General features: G+C 61.9%; 18 protein-coding genes. 10 read left to right on the top strand and 8 right to left on the bottom strand.

Annotation, left to right across the window (positions count from 1 at the left end; translation table 11 throughout):
- Window positions 1–31: 31 nt before the first annotated feature.
- Both AB4O25_RS25580 and AB4O25_RS25575 read right to left on the bottom strand, forming a co-directional pair.
- Window positions 32–757, bottom strand: a complete 726-nt coding sequence (locus AB4O25_RS25580) for a TPM domain-containing protein (protein ID WP_026067408.1) — start codon at window positions 755–757, stop codon at window positions 32–34.
- Window positions 758–775: 18 nt separating this feature from the next.
- Window positions 776–1,387 (bottom strand): LemA family protein, encoded by a 612-nt coding sequence (locus AB4O25_RS25575; protein ID WP_017529636.1) that lies wholly within the window; start codon window positions 1,385–1,387, stop codon window positions 776–778.
- 241 nt (window positions 1,388–1,628) lie between these two features.
- Between AB4O25_RS25575 and bglX the strand changes: the two genes are divergently transcribed.
- Together bglX and AB4O25_RS25565 are read left to right on the top strand one after the other, a co-directional pair.
- Entirely contained in the window at window positions 1,629–3,920 is a 2,292-nt protein-coding gene (bglX, locus tag AB4O25_RS25570) for a beta-glucosidase BglX (RefSeq protein ID WP_065877123.1), read from the top strand.
- Window positions 3,921–4,211: 291 nt separating this feature from the next.
- Window positions 4,212–7,130 (top strand): S8 family serine peptidase, encoded by a 2,919-nt coding sequence (locus AB4O25_RS25565; protein ID WP_460150132.1) that lies wholly within the window; start codon window positions 4,212–4,214, stop codon window positions 7,128–7,130.
- 18 nt (window positions 7,131–7,148) lie between these two features.
- Here the strand turns inward: AB4O25_RS25565 and AB4O25_RS25560 are convergent, their stop codons facing one another.
- The 4 genes from AB4O25_RS25560 to AB4O25_RS25545 form a co-directional block, all read right to left on the bottom strand.
- Window positions 7,149–8,306: a phospholipase D-like domain-containing protein gene (locus AB4O25_RS25560; protein ID WP_460150131.1), complete on the bottom strand. Its 1,158-nt coding sequence runs from the start codon at window positions 8,304–8,306 to the stop codon at window positions 7,149–7,151.
- A 1-nt stretch (window position 8,307) separates the two neighbouring features.
- The gene (locus AB4O25_RS25555; protein ID WP_017530485.1) at window positions 8,308–8,898 is read right to left on the bottom strand and encodes a YceI family protein; all 591 of its coding nucleotides are present in this window, start codon (window positions 8,896–8,898) and stop codon (window positions 8,308–8,310) included.
- A gap of 84 nt (window positions 8,899–8,982) precedes the next feature.
- Complete coding sequence (locus AB4O25_RS25550) at window positions 8,983–9,297, bottom strand: amidase (protein WP_460150130.1); 315 nt, start codon at window positions 9,295–9,297, stop codon at window positions 8,983–8,985.
- Window positions 9,294–10,367 carry a serine hydrolase domain-containing protein gene (locus AB4O25_RS25545; RefSeq protein WP_017530483.1) on the bottom strand — a complete coding sequence of 358 codons (1,074 nt, stop codon included), beginning with the start codon at window positions 10,365–10,367 and terminating at the stop codon, window positions 9,294–9,296. The genes AB4O25_RS25550 and AB4O25_RS25545 overlap by 4 nt, the downstream gene beginning before the upstream one ends.
- 184 nt (window positions 10,368–10,551) lie before the next feature.
- Here AB4O25_RS25545 and olsB point away from each other — a divergent pair, with 184 nt between their 5' ends.
- Window positions 10,552–11,307, top strand: coding sequence for an L-ornithine N(alpha)-acyltransferase (gene olsB, locus AB4O25_RS25540; RefSeq protein ID WP_017530482.1), 756 nt, complete (start codon window positions 10,552–10,554; stop codon window positions 11,305–11,307).
- Window positions 11,307–12,098, top strand: a complete 792-nt coding sequence (locus AB4O25_RS25535; protein ID WP_017530481.1) for a lysophospholipid acyltransferase family protein — start codon at window positions 11,307–11,309, stop codon at window positions 12,096–12,098. The genes olsB and AB4O25_RS25535 overlap by 1 nt, the downstream gene beginning before the upstream one ends.
- 112 nt (window positions 12,099–12,210) lie before the next feature.
- Here AB4O25_RS25535 and AB4O25_RS25530 read toward each other — a convergent pair whose 3' ends face one another.
- The gene (locus tag AB4O25_RS25530) at window positions 12,211–12,795 is read right to left on the bottom strand and encodes an acyl carrier protein phosphodiesterase (RefSeq protein WP_017530480.1); all 585 of its coding nucleotides are present in this window, start codon (window positions 12,793–12,795) and stop codon (window positions 12,211–12,213) included.
- A gap of 153 nt (window positions 12,796–12,948) precedes the next feature.
- On the opposite strand from AB4O25_RS25530, the gene AB4O25_RS25525 reads away from it, so the two are divergent.
- Genes AB4O25_RS25525 through AB4O25_RS25515 form a run of 3 tightly spaced genes read left to right on the top strand, consistent with a single transcriptional unit; the run spans window position 12,949 to window position 15,528 of the window.
- Window positions 12,949–13,275, top strand: coding sequence for an ArsR/SmtB family transcription factor (locus AB4O25_RS25525; protein ID WP_017530479.1), 327 nt, complete (start codon window positions 12,949–12,951; stop codon window positions 13,273–13,275).
- Complete coding sequence (locus AB4O25_RS25520; RefSeq protein WP_460151006.1) at window positions 13,253–14,452, top strand: MFS transporter; 1,200 nt, start codon at window positions 13,253–13,255, stop codon at window positions 14,450–14,452. Before AB4O25_RS25525 ends, AB4O25_RS25520 begins: the two co-directional genes overlap by 23 nt.
- Before the next feature lie 26 nt (window positions 14,453–14,478).
- The gene (locus AB4O25_RS25515) at window positions 14,479–15,528 is read left to right on the top strand and encodes an alkene reductase (RefSeq protein WP_017530477.1); all 1,050 of its coding nucleotides are present in this window, start codon (window positions 14,479–14,481) and stop codon (window positions 15,526–15,528) included.
- A 307-nt stretch (window positions 15,529–15,835) separates the two neighbouring features.
- On the opposite strand, the gene AB4O25_RS25510 is transcribed toward AB4O25_RS25515, so the two are convergent.
- Complete coding sequence (locus AB4O25_RS25510; protein WP_017530476.1) at window positions 15,836–16,468, bottom strand: TetR family transcriptional regulator; 633 nt, start codon at window positions 16,466–16,468, stop codon at window positions 15,836–15,838.
- A gap of 286 nt (window positions 16,469–16,754) precedes the next feature.
- Between AB4O25_RS25510 and AB4O25_RS25505 the strand changes: the two genes are divergently transcribed.
- Genes AB4O25_RS25505 through adeC form a run of 3 tightly spaced genes read left to right on the top strand, consistent with a single transcriptional unit; the run spans window position 16,755 to window position 22,516 of the window.
- Window positions 16,755–17,897, top strand: a complete 1,143-nt coding sequence (locus AB4O25_RS25505) for an efflux RND transporter periplasmic adaptor subunit (protein ID WP_017530475.1) — start codon at window positions 16,755–16,757, stop codon at window positions 17,895–17,897.
- Between the two features lie 3 nt (window positions 17,898–17,900).
- Window positions 17,901–21,062: an efflux RND transporter permease subunit gene (locus AB4O25_RS25500; RefSeq protein WP_017530474.1), complete on the top strand. Its 3,162-nt coding sequence runs from the start codon at window positions 17,901–17,903 to the stop codon at window positions 21,060–21,062.
- The gene (gene adeC / locus AB4O25_RS25495) at window positions 21,059–22,516 is read left to right on the top strand and encodes an AdeC/AdeK/OprM family multidrug efflux complex outer membrane factor (RefSeq protein WP_017530473.1); all 1,458 of its coding nucleotides are present in this window, start codon (window positions 21,059–21,061) and stop codon (window positions 22,514–22,516) included. Before AB4O25_RS25500 ends, adeC begins: the two co-directional genes overlap by 4 nt.
- The last annotated feature ends 15 nt before the right edge of the window (window positions 22,517–22,531 follow it).

Raw genomic sequence — 22,531 nt, 5'->3', positions numbered from 1 at the left:
GGTTGTACATGCTCTTTTCTCGTTATTGTCATCACCAGCCACCTGAAGCGCCGCCGCCGCCAAAACCGCCACCACCGCCACGGAAACCACCGCCACCACCGCCTCCCCCGCCGCCGCGCCCGCTGCTGAGCAGCGCCAGCAAGATCGCCCCCACCGGCAGGCCCATGCGGTTGCACAGCCACAACACGCCGATCAGCAGCACGAACAGGCCAATGGAAAACCCGGGATTATCCTTGGCGAAATTGGCATCCGCCACATGGGCGGGCACCGCCAGCGGCTCGCCGCCCACCACCTGGATCATCGCGGCCACGCCGTCGCTGATGCCCTGGCTGAAGTTGCCGGCCTTGAATTTGGGAACAATGACCTGGTTGACGATCACCCAAGACTGCGCGTCGGTGAGCACGCCTTCCAGGCCGTAACCCACTTCGATGCGCAATTTGCGCTCATCGCGGGCGACGATCAACAGTGCGCCGTTGTCCTTGCCCTTCTGGCCAATGCCCCACGCACGCCCCAATTGATAACCGTAGTCTTCAATGGGCACGCCCTGCAGGTCGGGCACGGTAACCACCACGATCTGGTCACCGGAGGTTTGCTCCAGCGCCTGCAACTGTTGGGTTAGCTGCTGGCGCGTCGCCGGGTCGAGCATCTGGGCGTTATCCACCACCCGCCCGGTCAACGCCGGGAAGGTCAACGCCGCCTGGGCCGCGCCCACGCAGGCCAACAGCCACAGCGCCAGGCCTATCCGTAATAAACGCATCGACACCTCAGTGCAGCCTTATTTGAACTTCACTTGCGGTGCTTTATCGGCATCGGCGCTGGTGGCTTCAAACGTGGCGCGGATCGGCAAGTCGCTGTACATCACGCTGTGCCACAGGCGACCGGGGAAGGTGCGGATCTCGGTGTTGTAGGCCTGCACAGCCTGGATGAAATCACGACGGGCCACGGCAATGCGGTTTTCGGTGCCTTCAAGTTGCGATTGCAGGGCCAGGAAGTTCTGGTTGGCCTTAAGGTCCGGGTAACGCTCGGACACCACCATCAAGCGGCTGAGGGCGCCGCTCAAACCGTCCTGGGCTTGCTGGAACTGCTTGAGTTTTTCCGGGTTGTCGAGGGTGCTGGCGTCCACTTGGATCGAGGTGGCCTTGGCCCGCGCCTCGATCACGGCAGTGAGGGTGTCCTGCTCGTGGGCGGCGTAGCCCTTGACCACTTCCACCAGGTTGGGGATCAGGTCGGCGCGGCGCTGGTACTGGTTCTGCACCTGGCCCCAGGCGGCTTTGGCCTGCTCATCCAGCGTGGGGATGTTATTGATGCCGCAACCGCTCAGCACGGTGCTGATCAATAGCAAAGCCGCGGCCTTGAAGCCCCAGCGGTAACCGTGTGCTGCTTGCATGGTGTATCTCCTGCCCAATCTTTGATGGAATTTGACGACTAACCCTATAAACCACGCGCTTGGGGCATAATCCGCCACCACTGGAATGCATCGAGCCAATCAGCTACAAAGATGCCCAGCGCGAAAAAGAGTTCAGAGTGTGCTGCATTTATCTGAACAACACCCGAACAACAATAGACGCTCCCCACATTTTGGCCGACGGCGCCCATGATGCTGTGCAGTGAGCCGAAAAAGGATATTCATGAAAAAGCTGTGTTTGCTCGGCCTTGTTGCCACTCTGGCCAGTCACCCCGTATGGGCAGAAACAAAGCCTGCTGCGCTTAAAGACAAGGACGCCTTCGTCAGCGACCTGCTCAAGCAGATGACCCTGGATGAAAAGATCGGCCAATTGCGCCTGATCAGCATCGGCCCCGAAATGCCCCGTGAGCTGATCCGCAAGGAAATCGCCGCCGGCCGCATCGGTGGCACGTTCAACTCCATCACCCGCCCGGAAAACCGTCCGATGCAGGACGCGGCCATGCGCAGCCGCCTGAAGATCCCGATGTTCTTCGCCTATGACGTGATCCACGGCCACCGCACCATTTTCCCGATCAGCCTGGCCCTGGCGTCCAGCTGGGACATGGACGCCATCGGCCGCTCCGGGCGCATCGCCGCCCAGGAAGCCGCCGCCGACAGCCTCGACATCACCTTCGCGCCGATGGTCGACATCTCCCGCGACCCACGCTGGGGGCGCACGTCCGAAGGTTTCGGTGAAGACACCTACCTGGTCTCGCGCATTGCCCAAGTGATGGTGCGCGCCTTCCAGGGCGCCAGCCCCGCGAACGCCGACAGCATCATGGCCAGCGTCAAGCACTTCGCCCTGTATGGCGCGGTGGAAGGCGGGCGCGACTACAACGTGGTCGACATGAGCCCGGTCAAGATGTACCAGGACTACCTGCCCCCTTACCACGCGGCAATCAAGGCCGGAGCCGGCGGCGTGATGGTGGCGCTCAACTCGATCAACGGCGTGCCCGCCACCGCCAACACCTGGCTGATGAACGACCTGCTGCGCAAGGACTGGGGTTTCAAGGGCCTGGCCGTGAGCGACCATGGCGCGATCTTCGAGCTGATCAAACACGGTGTGGCCAAGGACGGGCGTGAAGCCGCCAAGCTGGCGATCAAGGCCGGCATCGACATGAGCATGAACGACTCGCTGTACGGCAAGGAGCTGCCAGGGTTGCTCAAGTCCGGCGAGATCGAGCAGAGCGACATCGACAACGCCGTGCGTGAAGTGCTCGGCGCCAAATATGACATGGGCCTGTTCAAGGACCCGTACCTGCGTATCGGCAAGGCCGAGGACGACCCGGCCGACACCTACGCCGAAAGCCGCCTGCACCGCGCCGATGCGCGTGATATCGCGCGCCGCAGCCTGGTGCTGCTGAAAAACCACAACCACACCCTGCCCCTGAAAAAATCCGCGACCATCGCCCTCGTCGGCCCGCTGGCCAAGGCGCCGATCGACATGATGGGCAGTTGGGCGGCTGCCGGCAAACCCGAACAATCGGTGACCCTGCTTGACGGCCTGAACGCGGTGATCGGCGAGAAAGGCAAAATCATCTACGCCCGTGGCGCCAACATCACCAACGACAAGGCGGTGGTCGACTACCTCAATTTCCTCAACTTCGATGCCCCGGAAGTGGTGGATGACAAGCGCGCGCCGCAGGTAATGATCGACGAAGCGGTCAAGGCCGCCAAGGAGGCCGACGTAGTGGTCGCCGCCGTTGGCGAGTCCCGTGGCATGTCCCACGAGTCGTCGAGCCGCACCGACCTGAACATCCCGCAAAGTCAGCGCGACCTGATCAAAGCCCTCAAGGCCACCGGCAAACCGCTGGTATTGGTGCTGATGAATGGTCGTCCATTGTCGATCCTCGAAGAGAACCAACAGGCCGACGCCATCCTGGAAACCTGGTTCGCCGGCACCGAAGGCGGCAACGCCATCGCCGATGTGCTGTTCGGTGACTACAACCCGTCGGGCAAGCTGCCGATCACCTTCCCACGCTCCGTGGGGCAGATTCCGACCTACTACAACCACCTGACCATCGGCCGGCCGTTCACCCCAGGCAAGCCGGGCAACTACACCTCGCAGTATTTCGATGACACCACCGGGCCGCTGTTTCCATTCGGCTACGGCCTGAGCTACACCACCTTCAGCCTGTCGGACATGGCGCTGTCGTCCACCACCCTGAACAAGACCGGCAAGCTCGACGCCAGCGTCACCGTGCAAAACACCGGCAAGGTCGACGGCGAGACCGTGGTGCAGCTGTATATCCAAGACGTGGCCGGCTCGATGATCCGCCCGATCAAAGAGCTGAAGAACTTCCAGAAAATCATGCTCAAGGCCGGCGAAGAGCGCACCCTGCACTTCACCATTACCGAAGAAGACTTGAAGTTCTATAACACCCAGCTCAAGTACGCGGCGGAACCGGGTGAGTTCAATGTGCAGATCGGGTTGGACTCCCAGGACGTGCAGCAGCAGACGTTCGAATTGTTGTAATACCCGCGGCCCCCTCTTCAGCAAAAGAGGGGGCCGCGTGCTCGCCCGTGTCGAGCCGCGCTAAGTTAACTTTCGCTCACCTCTCCAAGCCAAGTCCTACATCAAGCCCCCTGCGTACTCGCACACCCTGTCCGCCCAATTTCATGTGCAGGTGTGTGGACTATGTCGCCCACGAAAAACGCCCGAGCGGCAACTCGAAAGACGTTCGATCCATCATCGTTCAAGCGGAATGCGTTCGCCCTCTGTGTCCTTGGCGGCCTCTCGGGTACGCCCGTTGATGCTGCAAATTACGTGGAACAAGGCCGGCTGCACGACGCGGCCAGTTGGCGCAGCGAAGAATTCAAACGTAACTGGGGGCTGGGCGCCGTAGGTGCCGATTACGCCTATGCCAGAGGATTAAGCGGCTCCGGTGTGCGCCTGGGGGTATATGACTCCGGAACCGACCTGCGTCATAGCGAGTTTGCGGGCAAGCCCAATAATGGCGTGCGTCTGGCAGACCCTAGGTGCATGAGCGATACCGTGCTGTACGACGGCTGCTTCTACAGCGAAGGTGACCGTGGTGCCGTAAACGTTGTGGATGCACTGCCACCCGAAGCGTTGCTCGCCCTGGAAGAGGCCATTGAAAATGGTGACCTCACCAGAGAGGAATTGGACAACTACCTCAAGAACGTGGGCAATCGATACGACCCGCACGGTACTCACGTTGCGGGTATCGCGCTGGCCAATCGAAATGGCGAAGGCGCACAGGGCGTTGCCTACGCCGCCACCGTGAGTGCGGTGCGCCGGTTCAGCAATACCTACCAAGGGACGCCTGGTGAATCACCCTTCATGGTCGCCAATATGACGCGCGAAGCGGTCGACCTCGCCTACGCCGACCTGCACAGGCAGGGCGTGCGTGTGGTCAACCACAGTTGGGGCGCCCCGACATTGCCGGCGGATGAAGCAGCGCTGGACGCGTTGTTAAACAACACCAGTAACCTCCAATACCCAGAGCTCAAGGCCATTGCCGACAGCGCGGTCAAATACGGCATGCTGCAAGTCTGGGCAGCGGGCAATACCCGGGTAGAAAACATGTCCCCGCAAGCGGCGCCCTTTCCCGGACTCCATGCCAGCCTGCCACGCGCCATGGCAGAGCTTGAGCCGTATTGGTTAAGCGTGGTCAATTTAAATAAAGAGCTGACCTTGAGCGATCGTTCCTACCGCTGTGGTTTCAGCAAAGACTGGTGCCTGGCCGCACCGGGAACGGGCATCCAATCCACCTGGGTGGCAGGCTCGGTAAACACCGAAAATCACTACGACGACGAAGGCGCGGTCGACGGTTTCAAAGTGACCGGCGACACACCCGAACTCGCTTACTCGACTCAGTCAGGCACCTCCATGGCCGCCCCCCACGTCACCGGCGGGCTGGCGTTGCTGATGGAGCGCTTCCCTTACCTCAGCAACCCGCAGATCCGCGACGTACTGCTGACCACGGCCACCGACCTCGGCGAGCCGGGCGTGGACGACGTCTACGGCTGGGGCCTGATGAACCTGAAAAAAGCCATCGATGGGCCCGGCCAATTGCGCGTCGATACCGTGGTGAATATGGACCGTCCTGCCGGCGGCGCCATCGTCTGGCAAGGCGCTGCCTGGGACGACTGGCGCAACGATATCAGCGGCCCCGGACGCCTGGAAAAAACCGGTATCGGCTGGCTGCGCCTGAGCGGTAATAACAGTTTTGCCGGGGCCACGCTCAAGGAAGGCGTTCTGGAACTGGACGGTACCAACCGTCTCAAGGGCGACGTCGCACTCGACGGCGGTGTCCTGCGCCTCAATGGCACGCTGGCTGTAGAGGGTGATTATCAGCAAGCCGGCGGCGCAACCTTGATGACCGGCCTGGTGGCTCAGCCCGCTGCGGCAAACCTGCAGGTCAGCCGGCAGGCTTCGATCAACGGCGGCACGCTGTACCTGAACGCATCGCCCAACAGCTCCCCCTTGGGCCAGCGCTACAACGTCCTGCAGGCCAAAGGCACGTTGAACGGCGAGTTTGCCTCGATTGACCATCGTGAGTTCTCCCCCTTCCTGAGTGTTTCGCAGCTCAAGCAGGGCAATGACTTGCTGGTGGAATTCGGCCGTGGGCGCTCCCTGGCGTCAGCGGCCGACACTGCCAACCAACGCGCCGTCGCCGCTGCGGCAGACGCGCAAACCTCGCCCACCCCGTTGCTGCAACGCCTGACAGCACTGTTTCCGGACCAGGCGCCGTCCGCCCTCGACCAGTTGAGCGGCGAACTGCATGCCAGCACCCAGGCGGTGTTGATCGAAAACAGCCGTGTGCTGCGCCAGGCGGTGCTTGAGCGTCAACGCGTTGCGCACGACAGCCGCGCCGACGAATCAGATGCGGCGAGCCGTGGCGCCTGGGTGCTGCTGCCCCGCCAATCCGGCCAACTGGCAGGCGATAACGGCAGCGCACGCACGTCGCACAGCAGCACGGGCCTGCTGGTCGGTTTCGATCATCAACTGGAACAAGGCACTCGCATGGGGCTGGTGGCCGGCACCGGTAGCACCGAAATCAAGGCCGGGCCACGCGGCAAAGCGACTGTCGACACCTACCAGTTGGGCCTGCACGCCGGGCACACCTGGGACGCGTTCGGCCTCTATGGCGGCATCGCCTATGCGCAACACGACATCCAGACCAAGCGCCGCGTCAGCTTCCCCGGCGTAGAGAACCGCCTGTCCGCCCACTACGCCAGCCGCACGGTGCAGACGTTTGCCGAAGCCAACTACAGGTTCATCCATGACTTCTGGGATTGGCAGCCCTATGTGCAACTGGCCAACGTGCAGCAGCGCAGCAAGGGTTACAAAGAGCGAGGCGGCATGGCGGCACTGCGCGGCAAAGGTTCGAAAGAAAGCGTCAACCTGACCACCGGCGGTGTGCGACTCAACCTCGACCTGGGCAAGGCGCAAATCGGCCCATCATGGCTGAGCGTGCGTGGCGCTCTGGCCTACACCCATGCCAGCGGCGACCTGCAGCCTTCCACCCAGGCCGCCTGGGATGGCGCAGGGGTGATGACTGTCAGCGGTGCGCCGCTGGATCGCCTCAGTACCCGCATGGAGTTGGGCGCCACCGCGCGCCTGACCCGCGCGAGTGCCATCGACCTGAGCTTCACTCGGCAGCGGGGCGAACGCACGCGCGACCAAAGCCTCACCGCCCAGTACACGCTGCAGTTTTAAGCCACCGGCGGGGGTGCCTTACCCCCGCCGATCCAACAGGTTGACCACCAACCGATCAATCCAGCCCCACACCCGCTGCTTAACCCGCCGCCACAATGGCCGTGCTTTCCAGGCCTCCAGGCTCACCGCCTGGCTTTGCCCGAAATCACGCTCGAAACTGCCCGCGACCGCCTGCGTCAACTCAGGGTCCAACGCCTCAAGGTTGGCTTCCAGATTGAACCGCAGATTCCAGTGGTCGAAATTGCACGAACCGATGCTGACCCAGTCGTCCACCAGCACCATCTTCAGGTGCAGAAAACACGGTTGGTATTCAAATATCCGCACGCCCGAGCGCAGCAAACGCGGGTAATAACGGTGCCCGGCGTAACGCACGGAGGGGTGATCGGTACGCGGGCCGGTGAGCAGCAAACGCACATCCACCCCACGCCCGGCCGCTCGGCGCAACGCACGGCGCACGCCCCACGTGGGCAGGAAGTAAGGCGTGGCCAGCCAGATGCGTGCCTTGCTGTTGTTAAGTGCACGGATCAACGATTGCAGAATGTCGCGGTGTTGACGGGCGTCGGCATACGCGACGCGACCCAGCCCAGGCCCGGTGGCCGGCAGCTTGGGCAGGCGCGGCAACCCAAAGTGGGTGGCCGGCTTCCACTCCCGGCGAGCCACGTTGGCGTGCCATTGCCGGTCGAACAGCGCTTGCCAGTCCAGTACCAGCGGGCCGCTGATCTGCACCATGACTTCATGCCAGTCGGCGGTGTCCTGCCCTGGCGTCCAGAATTCATCGGTAACGCCGGTACCGCCAACCACGGCGATGCTCTGGTCAATCAACAGCAACTTGCGGTGGTCGCGATACAGGTTGCGCATCCAGCGCCGCCAGTTCAGGCGATTGTAAAAACGCAACTCCACACCCACCTCGATCAAGCGCTTACGCAGCCCGAGGGTAAACGCCAGGCTGCCGTAATCATCGAACAGGCAGCGCACCCGCACGCCGCGCTCGGCGGCCAGCACCAACGCCTGCACCATGGCTTCGGCGCAGGCACCGGCCTCCACCAAATACAACTCCAGATCAACCTGACGTTCGGCGCGGGCAATGCCCACCAGCATCTGCGGAAAAAAACGCGGCCCGTCGATCAGCAACTCGAAACGGTTGGCGCTGCGCCACGGGAACACCGCGCCACTCACTTCAGCGCGCCGTAAAAATCAGCACCGCACCCACCGGCACCGACAAACTGATCGACTTGAGCCCCGCCGCCTTGCGCAACGCCGCCACACCCGGCGCGAGGTCGAAATCCTCGGCATGCAACACCACAGGTTCCAGGGTGACCACTTGGAAGCGCCGGTCATCCAGGCGCGTGGCGAGTAATTCGGCGCTGTAGGTCTGGGTTTTGCCGTGCAGGGTCACGCTCAGCGGCAAACGCAATTCCAATTGCGCGCCGGGGGCAAGTTCGTTGATGGGTTGCAGGTTGATCTGCGTGTTGATAAGCGCTTCGGGGAAGGTCTTGATCTGGAACAGGCTATTGCGCATGCGCTCGTCACGCAGCGGGATGCCGCTGTTGACCGACTCCAACTCCACTTCCAACTGCGCGGCGCCCTTGCCATCGACCTTGCCGTGCAGCACCAGAAAGCGCTGCACTTCGGCGATCTCGGTGTTTTTGGTGGTGACAAACGACAGGCGTGAGGACTCGTTGTCCAGGTACCAGTCGGCGTGGGCGGGCACGGCGGCACCGGCCAGCAAGGTGAAGGCCAGGGGTTTGAACACAGACGCGTTGAACATAAAAACTCGTGGGGCGAAAAACCTGGACGAACCTTAAGCGCATGTCACGAGCGGCGCAAATCCAAATGTGGGAGAAGGGCTGAATCAGGGGGTCAACCGACACCCCTGCCGCTCGCCCATCCACCGCGCCGTGTGCGTGCGCCCCAACCCAGTCGCCGTCACCTCGCTGCGCTGCGGGTTATCCCTGAACGCGCTGGTGGGTACGTATTGCTTTACATACCCCAGGCAATACGGCGCCGGGTTATTCGCCACGTACCGGCACGAGCAGTATTCCTTGGCGCTGTACGCCGCGATGATGTCGGGGAAGGCCTGCAGGTTGACGCGCTCGTGCCACCCCCAGCCGAGCAAGGCGAGCAACAGCAGCAGGAACAGGCTGGTAAACGGCCGACGACGGATCATGGCTGCACCGCTGCGAGTACGCGTTTAAGCAGTTCGTTGTGACGATAAGTACCGTCGCGATCATCGCCGTAGCGCACGATCACCACGTGTTCGGCGGGCATTATGAACAGTGCCTGGCCCCAGTGGCCAAGGGCGGCGAAGGTGTCGGCGGGGGCGTCGGGCCAAGGCTTTGGCGTGCCCTGGTTAAGCCACCAGTGGCCGCCGGGAACGGCTTCGTCCTGGCCGGTGTTGTAGTGAGCGAACGGCTGGCGGTTGAAGGCGACCCACTCCTTGGGCAGCAATTGCTGCTGGTGCCAACGCCCGTCACGTGCCATCAACAACCCTACGCGAGCCAGGTCGCGGGCGGTGAGGTAGGCGTAGGACGAGGCGACGAAGGTTTCGTCGGCATCGGTTTCCCAGGTGGCGTTGCGAATGCCCAGCGGCTGGAACAGCACATCCCACGGGTAACTCATGTAGGCCTTGTGGCCGAGCATGCCCTTGAGCGCGGCGGACAATAAATTGCTGTCGCCACTGGAGTAACGGAAGGCCTGACCGGGGGCGCTGAATGAGTCGGAGTTGGCGGCGAACTCGGCCATATCGCTGCGGCCTCGGGTGTAGAGCATCGCGACCACCGAAGATTTCAGCGGCGCGTATTCGTAGTCTTCCTGCCAGTCCAGGCCCGAGGCCCAGTGCAGCAGGTCGGCCATGGTCACCGTCGGGTGCTGTTTCATTGGCGGGTAAAAACGCGCCACGGGGTCGCTGAGTTTGAAGCGGTTATCGCCGTAGGCCACGCCGAGCACGGTGGCCATCAGGCTTTTACTGATCGACCAGGTCAGGTGCGGCGTGCTGGCGGTGGTGGGCGCGGCGTAGCGTTCATAAATGACCTGGCCGTCGCGAATCACCAGCAACGCGTCGGTGCGAATGCCTTGGCGGGTGGCGTCATCACGCGCAGGGAATGCGTAGGTTTCGAGGGCTTCGACGGCGGGGCCGGACAGTGGCGGGCCCTTGACCCAGTCCGTGTCGGGCCAGGTTTCAGCGCGGGCGGTAACGGTGATGAACAGCAGGGCAACACACAACAAGCCTCTGACCATGGACGCAGACTCAAGGGGGCATTCGAGCCCGCGAGCCTAGCCCAGGCGCATGACAGATTGACGACAGAGGGGGCTGTCATCCAAGCGTCACCATAACTTCATGGAGATGACACCGGGGCTACATAGCCTGAGTTTGGACAAACAAGTCGACCGGCCGAAAGTGGCTGGCACTCGGAGATTCGCCATGACTCAGATCGCCCGCATCAGCGACACCGGCAATGAACGCCGCCTGCAAGCCGAACGCCTGGTTGGCGCCAACGCTTTGCAGGAAGCCCAGGCCCTGCGGTTCAACGTGTTCAGCGGCGAATTCAACGCCAAGCTGAAAGGCGCGGAACATGGCCTGGACATGGATGACTATGATGTTCACTGCAGCCACATCGGCGTGCGGGATTTGAACAGCGGTCGATTGGTCGCCACCACCCGTTTGCTCGACCACCAGGCCGCCAGCACCCTGGGCCGGTTCTACAGCGAGGAAGAATTCAGCCTGCATGGCCTGCTGCACCTGCAAGGGCCGATCCTGGAAATCGGCCGCACCTGCGTCGACCCGGCTTACCGCAACGGCGGCACCATCGCGGTGTTGTGGGGCGAGTTGGCCGAAGTGCTCAACCAGGGCGGCTACAGCTATTTGATGGGTTGCGCGAGCATTCCGATGCACGACGGCGGTATCCAGGCCCACGCCATCATGCAGCGCCTGCGCGAACGCTACCTGTGCAACGAACACCTGCGCGCCGAACCGAAAAAACCGCTGCCGGCGCTGGACTTGCCGTCCAACGTAATTGCCGAAATGCCACCGCTGCTCAAGGCCTATATGCGCCTGGGCGCGAAGATCTGCGGCGAGCCATGCTGGGACGAAGACTTCCAGGTCGCCGACGTGTTCATCCTGCTCAAGCGCGACGAGCTCTGCCCGCGTTACGCACGTCACTTCAAGGCGGCCATGTGATGAGCCGGCTACGCATCTACGGGCGCATCGCCCGCGTGCTGGTGGTGGTGGCGCTGGGCTTGAGCATGGCCAGTGTATTTGGCCTGTTCGAACGCTTGGGCGTGGCCAATTCGATGGTGCGTCGCCAGCGTTGGTCGCGGTTCTTTATGGCCCGGCTGACCAACGCCCTGCCCTTTCGCGTGACGGTGCACGGCGAGTTGCCGACGCAGCCGATGCTGTGGGTGAGCAACCACGTGTCCTGGACCGATATTCCACTGCTGGGCGCGGTGGCGCCGATGTCGTTCCTGTCCAAGGCGGAAGTGCGCACCTGGCCGGTCGCCGGTTGGCTGGCCGCCAAGGCAGGCAGCCTGTTTATCCGTCGCGGTTCGGGTGACAGCCAACTGATCCGCAAGCAGATGACCCGTCACTTGGAACAACAGCACCCGCTGCTGATGTTCCCCGAAGGCACCACCACCGACGGGCGCAGCCTGCGCACGTTCCACGGGCGTTTGCTGGCCAGCGCAATCGACGCGCACGTATCGCTGCAACCGGTGGCGATCCGCTACCTGCGCGACGGGCAAGTGGATGCGCTGGCGCCGTTTATTGGCGATGACGATTTGCTGTCGCACCTGATGCGCTTGTTTGCCAACGATCAGGGCGATGTGGAAATCCACGTACTCAAACCGATTGCCTGCGCCGGGCAGGAACGCGCGGCGCTGGCGTATCAGGCGCAGCAGGCGGTGCAGAAGGCGTTATTCGGGCCGTTGCCGGAGACCGAACAAGTGGCTGTTCGGCCAGCGTTCGCCGCCTGATATGAGCTAAACACGGTTCCAATGTGGGAGGGGGCTTGCTCCCGATAGCAGTAGTTCAGTCAACCTATACAGTGACTGACCCACCGCCATCGGGGGCAAGCCCCTCCCACAGCTAGATCTCAGTAGTCAGTTGGTCTTGTGCAAATGCCTGCAATTGTGGATAGAACATCCGGAAGTCCTCACTCAGCGGCTCATACAACACACGCAACTCCTGCATCGCATGTTCCAACGCCTGCGGCTGAGTCAACCGCCGCGAAATCCCGCGCAGCACCTGCTCCATCACCGCGAACTCACGGTACGAGCCCAGCCAATCGTCCGCTGCCATATACGGTGCAATCTGCGCCAGCCGCCCCGGCAGTTGCGGTTCGGCCGCGAGCACGCGGTACACCTGCGAAGTGAAATGCTCCAGCGGCTGGTCGGCATACAGCGCCCAATCCCGCGCCAGGCAGTGGTCGAAAAACACATCGAGGACGATCCCCGCATAGCGCCTGCGCGTAAGGCTGAAGCGCGATAACGCCGCCCCTACCAGCGGGTGGCTGTCGGTGAAGCGGTCGATGGAACGATGCAACTGGATCGCCGATTCGATTGGCAGGCTGAACTGGCCCTGCAGGCGACCTTTGACGAAGTCGCCATAAAGACTACCCAGCAGTTGTGCTGGAAGTTGGCCGCCCAGATGCAGATGTGCGAGATAATTCATGGCGCGCAGTCTAGCACTGCCAACCACGTATCGTTATAACCCGATATACCGATTCAGAAGGGTCTCAGATCAAAATCATATTGGTATATCGGGATGTAGCGATTTAAAGTTCGCCTCATCGCGATATAACGCTTTACGAAACGAGCAACTGCCATGTCCATCGACCTCGACGAAATAATAAAAGCCCTGGCGCACCCAGTACGACGAGACATTCTCACCTGGCTCAAAGACCCGAAAGTGCAATTCCCCGAGCAACTGCACAACCACGAATACGGCATCTGCGCCGGGCAGATCGACCAACGCTGCGGCTTGTCCCAGTCGACGGTGTCGGCCCACCTGGCCACCTTGCAACGGGCGGGATTGATCAGCAGCCAGAAGGCCGGGCAGTGGCATTTTTTCCGGCGCAACGAGGAAACGATCCAAGCCTTCCTCGCGGCGCTTACCACTGAACTCAGCGCTGAATTCAGCGCGCCGCTGTAAAGGACACGAAAATGCCCTCTCGCTGCTTATCCTGGCCTTGAGCGCCTTCGCTATCGGCACCACCGAATTCGTCATCATGGGCCTGCTGCCCGATGTTGCGGCGGACCTCGGCGTATCGATCCCCGGCGCCGGTTGGCTGGTCACCGGCTATGCCCTGGGCGTGGCCATCGGCGCACCGTTCATGGCGCTGGCCACCGCCAAGCTGCCGCGCAAGGCCGCACTGGTAGCGTTGATGGGTATTTTCATTATCGGCAACCTGCTCTGCGCCCTGGCCAGCGACTACAACGTGCTGATGTTTGCCCGGGTGGTCACCGCGCTGTGCCATGGCGCGTTCTTCGGCATCGGTTCGGTGGTGGCGGCTAACCTGGTGCCGGCCAACAAGCGCGCATCGGCCGTGGCCTTGATGTTCACCGGCCTGACCCTGGCCAACGTGCTCGGCGTACCGCTGGGTACCGCGCTGGGCCAGGAAGCCGGCTGGCGCTCGACGTTCTGGGCGGTGACGGTGATTGGTGTGGTGGCGTTGATCGGCCTGATCCGTTTCCTGCCCGCCAAGCGTGACGAAGAGAAACTCAACATGCGCGCCGAACTGGCGGCCCTCAAGGGTGCCGGTATCTGGTTGTCGCTGAGCATGACCGCACTGTTCGCCGCCTCCATGTTCACCCTTTTCACCTATGTGGCACCGCTGCTCGGTGATGTCACCGGCGTGTCGCCCAAAGGCGTGACCTGGACGCTGCTGCTGATCGGCCTGGGCCTCACCGTGGGCAACATCATCGGCGGCAAGCTGGCGGACAAGCGCCTGGCGGCCACGTTGATCGGCGTGTTTATCAGCATGGCGGTGGTGTCCACGGCGTTGAGCTGGACCAGCGTCGCGGTGATCCCGACCGAAATCACTTTGTTCCTGTGGGCCACCGCCTCGTTCGCCGCCGTGCCCGCGTTGCAGATCAACGTGGTGACCTTCGGCAAGGCCGCACCGAACCTGGTGTCCACGTTGAACATCGGCGCCTTCAACATCGGCAACGCCCTCGGCGCCTGGGTTGGCGGCAGCGTGATCGCCCACGGCTTCGGCCTGGCCAGCGTGCCTTTGGCGGCGGCGGCGCTGGCGATCCTCGCCCTGCTGGTAACCCTGATTACTTTCCGTCAGAGCGGCAACGCCGACCTGGCCCCTGCGACCAACTGATCAACTCACTTGAAAGGTGTTATTTCATGACGACTATTTTCGATCCGATCACACTGGGCGACCTGCAACTGTCGAACCGCATCATCATGGCACCGCTGACCCGTTGCCGTGCCGATGAAGGCCGGGTGCCCAACGCGCTGATGGCCGAGTACTACGTGCAACGCGCCTCAGCCGGGCTGATCCTCAGCGAAGCCACGTCCGTGACGCCGCTGGGCGTGGGCTACCCGGACACGCCGGGCATCTGGTCCAACGACCAGGTACGCGGCTGGGCCAACGTGACCAAGGCCGTTCACGGCGCGGGCGGCAAGATTTTCCTGCAACTGTGGCACGTGGGCCGCATCTCCCATGAGTCGTACCTGAACGGCGAGACCCCGGTAGCCCCTAGCGCGATCCAGGCCAAAGGCCATGTCAGCCTGGTGCGCCCGCTGGCCGACTACCCGACGCCGCGCGCCCTGGAAACCGCGGAAATCGCCGAGATCGTCGACGCTTACCGCACCGGTGCCGAAAACGCCAAGGCGGCCGGCTTTGACGGCGTGGAAATCCACGGCGCCAACGGCTACCTGCTCGACCAGTTCCTGCAAAGCAGCACCAACCAGCGTACCGACAACTATGGCGGCTCCCTGGAAAACCGTGCACGCCTGTTGCTGGAAGTGACCGATGCGGCCATCGAAGTCTGGGGCGCCGGCCGTGTGGGCGTGCACCTGGCACCGCGTGCGGATGCTCACGACATGGGCGACGACAACCTGGCGCAAACCTTTACCTACGTCGCCAGCGAACTGGGCAAGCGCGGCATCGCGTTTATTTGCTCCCGCGAGAAAGAAGGCGCCGACAGCCTCGGCCCGCAACTGAAGAAAGCCTTCGGCGGCGTGTACATCGCCAATGAGCGCTTCACCAAGGACAGCGCCAATGCCTGGCTGGCCGAGGGTAAAGCGGACGCCGTAGCGTTTGGCGTGCCGTTCATTGCCAACCCGGACCTGCCTGCGCGCCTGAAGGCCGATGCGCCGCTCAACGAAGCGCATCCGGAAACCTTCTACGGCAAGGGCCCGGTGGGTTACATCGATTACCCGACGCTGTAATCACCTCAGACGCAAAACCAAATGTGGGAGGGGGCTTGCTCCCGATGGCGGCGGGTCAGTCACTGTATGTGTTGACTGATCCACTGCCATCGGGAGCAAGCCCCCTCCCACATTTTTGACTGTATGTTTCACCTTTGAAACATTGCTTCACATAGCGGCAACAATATCGCTACAAAATACTTAGGCGACTACCTATCAACCGCCTGCCAGCCCGTATATAAAGTCACCCCACCAATCAGGCAGAAGGACGATTGACTGTCCTTAGGCTTTACTGTTGACACAACCTGATGCAATTACGCATTTTGTCTCAATTGCGCAGGCTAGGGCTCAGGCGCAGCATGTCGAGCCCTGCATCCACCCAGCGTTCGGCTTCCTGATGTAACTGAAAGCTGTCGGGCACCAGCAACCACTGGCCAATCAGCCCGTTGATGTAGGCATGGATGCAAACAGCGCCCCGGGTAGTGTCGAGGTTTTGCGGAAGCTGCCCGCGATGGACCGCGTTACGCAGTGTCAGGCCGATGCGCAAGTTGCATTCCAGGCTATGGGTTTGGCGCTGGCGGCGCATGTCGCACATTTCATCGGTGAATTCGCACTTATGAAACAAAATCTCGTTGATGCGCCGGGTTTTCGGGTCCAGGGCCACTTGATGAAACAGATGAATCAGCAGCTTGCGCATGCAGCCCAGTGGGTCGAGTTCATCCTCGCTTTCACTGGCCCTGGCCAATTCATCCAGCGGTTCATGCAACGTATCGAGCAGCGCCCGCAGCAGATCGGATTTATTGCTGAAGTGCCAGTAAATGGCGCCCCGCGTCACACCGGCCAACGCGGCGATGTCGGCCAACGTGGTGCGCGCGACGCCGCGCTCATAGAAGGCTTGCTCGGCGGCATCGAGAATCTGGCTGCGCGTTTCCTGAGCTTCCTCTTTGGTGCGACGAACCATGGCAGTAAAACCTCAATCAAGACACTTGAGACTATCGTTAACGCAACGTTAATAGACGCGGACGATCATCAAAATATTTGTGGGACGACACCGTCACGGGTGCCGAACGTAATGGAATCGAGGTTTCGGGCGTTGCTTTGTCAACAAAGCGCGAAACCTGTCAAGAGTTTACAAACAACCATGAACGTAAGTATATTGCGTAGCAAGCTACTTATCTACTCACCGTTTGTTTTTTACCCTTCCACACTGCTTGTGCGCACTCTGCGCGCCTGACCCGAGGATCTTCATGCAACTTAAGCCAGCTGTTACCGCTCTGGTCACTGCCGTCGCCCTGGCATCGCTGCTCAGCGGATGTAAAAAGGAAGAAGCGGCTCCGCCCGCTCAAACCCCTCAGGTCGGCGTGGTCACCATTCAACCGCAAGCCTATACCCTGACATCCGAGCTGCCTGGCCGCACCACCGCCTACCGCATCGCGGAAGTTCGCCCACAGGTCAACGGCATCATTCTCAAGCGCCTGTTCAAGGAAGGCGCAGACGTGAAGGAAGGCCAGCAGCTCTATCAGATCGACCCGTCGGTGTACGACGCGACCCTGAAAAGCGCACAAGCCACCCTGACCCAGACCAAATCCATCACCGACCGCTACAAGCAGTTGGTCGATGAACAAGCCGTCAGCCGCCAGGAATACGACACCGCCGTCGCCAACCGCATGACCGCCGAAGCAAACGTTCAAACGGCCCAGATCAACGTGCGCTACACCAAAGTGTTCGCGCCGATCTCTGGGCGTATCGGCCGTTCTTCGGTGACCGAAGGCGCACTGGTCAGCAATGGCCAGGCCGATGCGATGGCCGTGATCCAGCAACTGGATCCGATCTACGTCGACGTCACGCAGTCGTCGGCTGAAATGCTCAAACTGCGCCGCGACCTGGAAAGCGGCCAGTTGGAAAAAGCCGGCGCCAATGCCGCCAAGGTCAAGCTGACCCTGGAAGACGGCAGCGACTACGGCCAGGAAGGCAAGCTGGAGTTCTCCGAAGTGTCGGTCGACCAGACCACCGGTTCCGTGACGCTGCGCGCCGTGTTCCCCAACCCTGACCACACCCTGTTGCCGGGCATGTTCGTACACGCCCAATTGCAAGCCGGTGTGAACAGCAAGGCCATCCTGGCGCCACAGCAAGGCGTGACCCGCGACATCAAGGGCATTCCGACGGCGCTGGTGGTGAACAAGGACAACAAGGTCGAGCAACGCACCCTGGTGGCCAACCGCACTGACGGTGCTTACTGGCTGGTGGAAAAAGGCCTGAACGCCGGTGACCGCGTGATCACCGAAGGCCTGCAATTCATCAAGCCGGGCATCGAAGTCCAGGTCAAGGACGCTGACAACGCCAAGCCCGCCGGTTCCGCTCCTGCTGCCGCTGCTGGCAAAGGGGAGTAACCCATGTCGAAATTTTTTATCGACCGTCCCATTTTTGCCTGGGTAATTGCCCTGGTGATCATGCTGGTCGGGACCCTGTCGATCCTGAAGTTGCCCATCAACCAGTACCCAGCCATCGCGCCGACCGCTATTGATATCCAGGTGACCTACCCAGGCGCGTCCGCACAAACCGTGCAGGACACCGTGGTGCAGGTCATCGAGCAACAGCTCAACGGTATCGACAACCTGCGTTATGTCGCCTCGGACAGTAACTCCGACGGCAGCATGACCATCACCGCGACGTTCAACCAGGGTACCAACCCGGACATCGCCCAGGTTCAGGTGCAGAACAAGCTGAACCTGGCGACCCCATTGCTGCCGCAAGAAGTGCAGCAGCAGGGTATCCGCGTGACCAAGTCGGTGAAGAACTTCCTGATGGTGATCGGTCTGGTGTCGGAAGACGGCAGCATGACCAAGGACGACCTCTCCAACTACATCGTGTCCAACATCCAGGACCCGATTTCCCGTACCGCGGGTGTCGGTGACTTCCAGGTGTTCGGTTCGCAGTACGCCATGCGTATCTGGCTGGACCCGGCCAAGCTGAACAACTACCAGTTGACCCCGGTCGACGTCAGCACCGCCATTTCCGCGCAGAACGTGCAAGTGGCCACTGGCCAATTGGGCGGCCTGCCCGCCCTGCCCGGTACCCAGCTGAACGCAACCATCATCGGCAAGACCCGCCTGCAAACCGCGGAAGAGTTCGGCAAGATCCTGATGAAGGTCAACGCCGACGGCTCGCAGGTTCGCCTGCGTGACATCTCGCGTATCGAACTGGGCGGCCAGAACTACAGCATCAGTGCGCAGTTCAACGGCAAGCCGGCGTCGGGCATGGCGATCAAACTGGCCTCGGGCGCCAACGCCCTGGACACCGCCAAGGCCATCCGTGCCACCGTGGCGTCCCTGGAGCCGTTCTTCCCGCCAGGCATGAAGGCAGTGGTGCCGTATGACACCACGCCAGTGGTAACCGAATCGATCTCCGGCGTGGTGCACACCCTGGTCGAAGCGATCGTGCTGGTGTTCCTGGTGATGTTCCTGTTCCTGCAGAACTTCCGCGCCACCATCATCACCACCATGACCGTACCGGTGGTATTGCTGGGTACCTTCGGGATCCTGGCGGCGTTCGGTTTCACCATCAACACCCTGACCATGTTCGGCATGATCCTGGCCATCGGCTTGCTGGTGGACGATGCCATCGTGGTGGTAGAGAACGTTGAGCGGGTGATGGCCGAGGAGCATCTGTCGCCCAAAGAAGCGACGGTCAAGTCCATGGGCCAGATCCAGGGCGCCCTGGTGGGTATCGCCCTGGTACTGTCGGCGGTATTGCTGCCGATGGCGTTCTTCGGCGGTTCCACCGGTGTGATCTACAAACAGTTCTCCATCACCATCGTTTCGGCCATGGCGCTGTCGGTACTGGTTGCGCTGATCTTCACCCCGGCCCTGTGCGCCACCATGCTCAAGCCGATCGACCCCGAGAAGCACGGCCAACCCAAGCGTGGTTTCTTCGGCTGGTTCAACCGCACCTTCGACCGTGGCGTTATCAGCTACGAGCGCGGCGTGGGCAACATGATCAAGCACAAGTACCCGGCGTTCTTCGTGTACCTGATCATCTTCGTCGGCATGATCTGGCTGTTCACCCGCATTCCAAGCGCGTTCCTGCCCGAGGAAGACCAGGGTGTGATCTTCGCCCAGGTACAGACCCCGGTCGGTTCATCCGCTGAACGTACGCAAAAAGTCATCGACGACATGCGGGCTTTCCTGCTCAACGACAAGGAAGGCGAGCCCGGCGAAGGCAAGGCCGTGAAATCGGTCTTTACCGTCAACGGCTTCAACTTCGCTGGCCGTGGCCAAAGCTCGGGCCTCGCGTTCGTGATGCTCAAGCCATGGGATGAACGCGATGCTTCGCAGTCGGTATTCGAAGTGGCCAAGCGTGCCCAGGGTTACTTCTTCGGGGCCTTCAAGGACGCCATGGTTTTCGCCATCGTGCCGCCTTCGGTCCTGGAGTTGGGTAACGCCACCGGTTTCGACGTGTTCCTGCAAGACCAGGGCGGTGTCGGCCACGAAAAGCTGATGCAAGCGCGCAACCAGTTCCTCGGCATGGCCGCCCAGAGCAAGATCCTGGCCGGTGTGCGCCCCAACGGCGTGAACGATGAGCCGCAGTACGAACTCACCGTCGACGACGAGAAGGCCAGCGCCCAAGGCATTACGCTGTCGAGCATCAACCAGACCCTGGCGATTGCCCTGGGTGGCAGCTACGTCAACGACTTCATCGACCGTGGTCGTGTGAAGAAGGTGTACGTGCAGGGCGACGCTGCCAGCCGGATGTCCCCGGAAGACCTGAACAAGTGGTTCGTACGCAGCGACTCCGGGAAGATGGTGCCCCTGTCAGCCATTTCTTCGGGCAAGTGGATCTACGGCTCGCCCAAGCTCTCGCGCTACAACGGTGTTGCGGCAATGGAAATCCTCGGTACGCCGGCACCGGGCTACAGTACCGGTGATGCCATGGCCGAAGTCGAACGCATCGCCAAGCAATTGCCGGCGGGCGTAGGCTATGCCTGGACGGGCCTGTCGTACGAAGAACGGCTGTCCGGCTCGCAGGCACCGGCGTTGTACGCCCTGTCGCTACTGGTGGTGTTCCTCTGCCTCGCGGCGTTGTACGAAAGCTGGTCGATCCCGATCGCGGTGGTACTGGTAGTGCCGTTGGGTGTGGTGGGTGCGTTGATCGCAACCAGCCTGCGCGGCCTGTCCAACGACGTGTTCTTCCAGGTCGGCTTGTTGGTGACGGTGGGCCTGGCGGCGAAAAACGCCATCCTGATCGTCGAGTTCGCCAAAGAGCTGCATGAACAAGGCAAAGGCATTGTCGAATCGGCCATCGAAGCATCCCGTATGCGTCTGCGCCCGATCATCATGACCTCCATGGCATTCGTGCTCGGCGTGTTGCCGCTGGCGATCTCCTCGGGCGCCGGCTCCGGCAGCCAGCACGCGATCGGTACCGGTGTGATCGGCGGTATGATCACGGCCACGGTCCTGGCGATCTTCTGGGTGCCATTGTTCTTTGCAACCGTGTCCGCCGCAGGCGAACGCAAACAGACTGAACCCAAGCAAACTCCTAAAGAGGCTGGCCAATGAGCAAGTCGCTACTTTCCTTAGCCGTCACGGCATTCGTGCTCAGTGGCTGCTCGCTTATACCTGACTACCAGCGCCCCGACGCGCCGGTGGCGGCACAGTTCCCGCAGGGCCCGGCGTATTCGTCGGCCCAGGCGCCGAACCAGGCCGCTGCCGAGCAGGGCTGGAAGCAGTTTTTCCATGACCCCGCGCTGCAACAGCTGATCCAGACCGCGCTGGTGAACAACCGCGACCTGCGTGTCGCGGCCCTGAACATCGACGCCTATGCCGCGCAGTACCAGATCCAGCGCGCCGACCTGTTCCCGGCCGTCTCGGCCACGGGCAACGGCAGTCGTTCGCGTACGCCGGCCAAGCTGTCGCAGTCCGGTCAGGCGACCATCGCCAGCCAGTACTCGGCGGGCCTGGGGATCAGTTCCTATGAGCTGGACCTGTTCGGCCGCGTGCGCAGCCTGAGTGAAGAAGCACTGCAAAAATACTTCGCCACTGAAGAAGCGCGGCGCAGCACCCAGATCAGCCTGGTGGCCAGCGTGGCCAACGCCTATCTGACCTGGCAGGCCGACAAGGAACTGCTCAAGCTCACCCAGGACACCCTGGGCGCGTATGAGCAGAGCTTCAAGCTCACCTCGCGCAGCAACGAAGTCGGCGTGGCTTCGGCCCTCGACCTCAGCCAGGCGCGCACCTCGGTGGAAAACGCCCGGGTAGCCCTGGCGCGCTATACCCGCCAGGTGGCCCAGGACGAAAACAGCCTGACCCTGCTGCTGGGCACCGGCCTGCCGGCGAATATCGCCAGCAAGCCGCTGTCGGATGACCTGCTCAGCGAAGTACCGGCCGGGTTGCCATCGGACCTGTTGCAACGTCGCCCCGACATCGTGCAGGCCGAGTACAACCTCAAGGCGGCCAACGCCAACATCGGCGCGGCCCGTGCCGCGTTCTTTCCGAGCATCAGCCTGACGGCCAGCGCCGGTACCGCCAGCCCGACACTGGGCGGCCTGTTCAAGGGCGGTTCGGGTACCTGGTCGTTCGCGCCGCAGATCAACATCCCGATCTTCAACGCCGGTAGCCTGCGCGCCAGCCTGGACTACTCGAAGATCCAGAAAGAGATCAACGTGGCCAACTACGAGAAGGCCATCCAGACGGGCTTTCAGGAAGTGTCCGACGGCCTCGCCGCGCGTGAGACCTACAAGCAGCAACTGGACGCCCAGCGCGGCTTCGTCGCGGCCAACCAGGATTACTACCGCCTGGCCGAGCGCCGCTACCGCATTGGTGTCGACAGCAACCTGACCTTCCTTGATGCCCAGCGCCAACTGTTCAGCGCCCAGCAATCGCTGATCACCGACCGCCTGGCGCAACTGACCGCCGAGGTCAACCTGTACAAGGCCCTCGGTGGCGGCTGGAACGAGCAGACCGCGAAGAACGAGCCGTTGAAAGAAGAAGCACCGGCGCTGAAGTTGTTCTGATCGTGCTGCTGTAAA

It is taken from the genome of Pseudomonas sp. S3_A03 (assembly GCF_054668275.1).
Note: the sequence above shows the minus strand (reverse complement) of the source record. Positions and strands in the feature narration are given on the sequence as shown.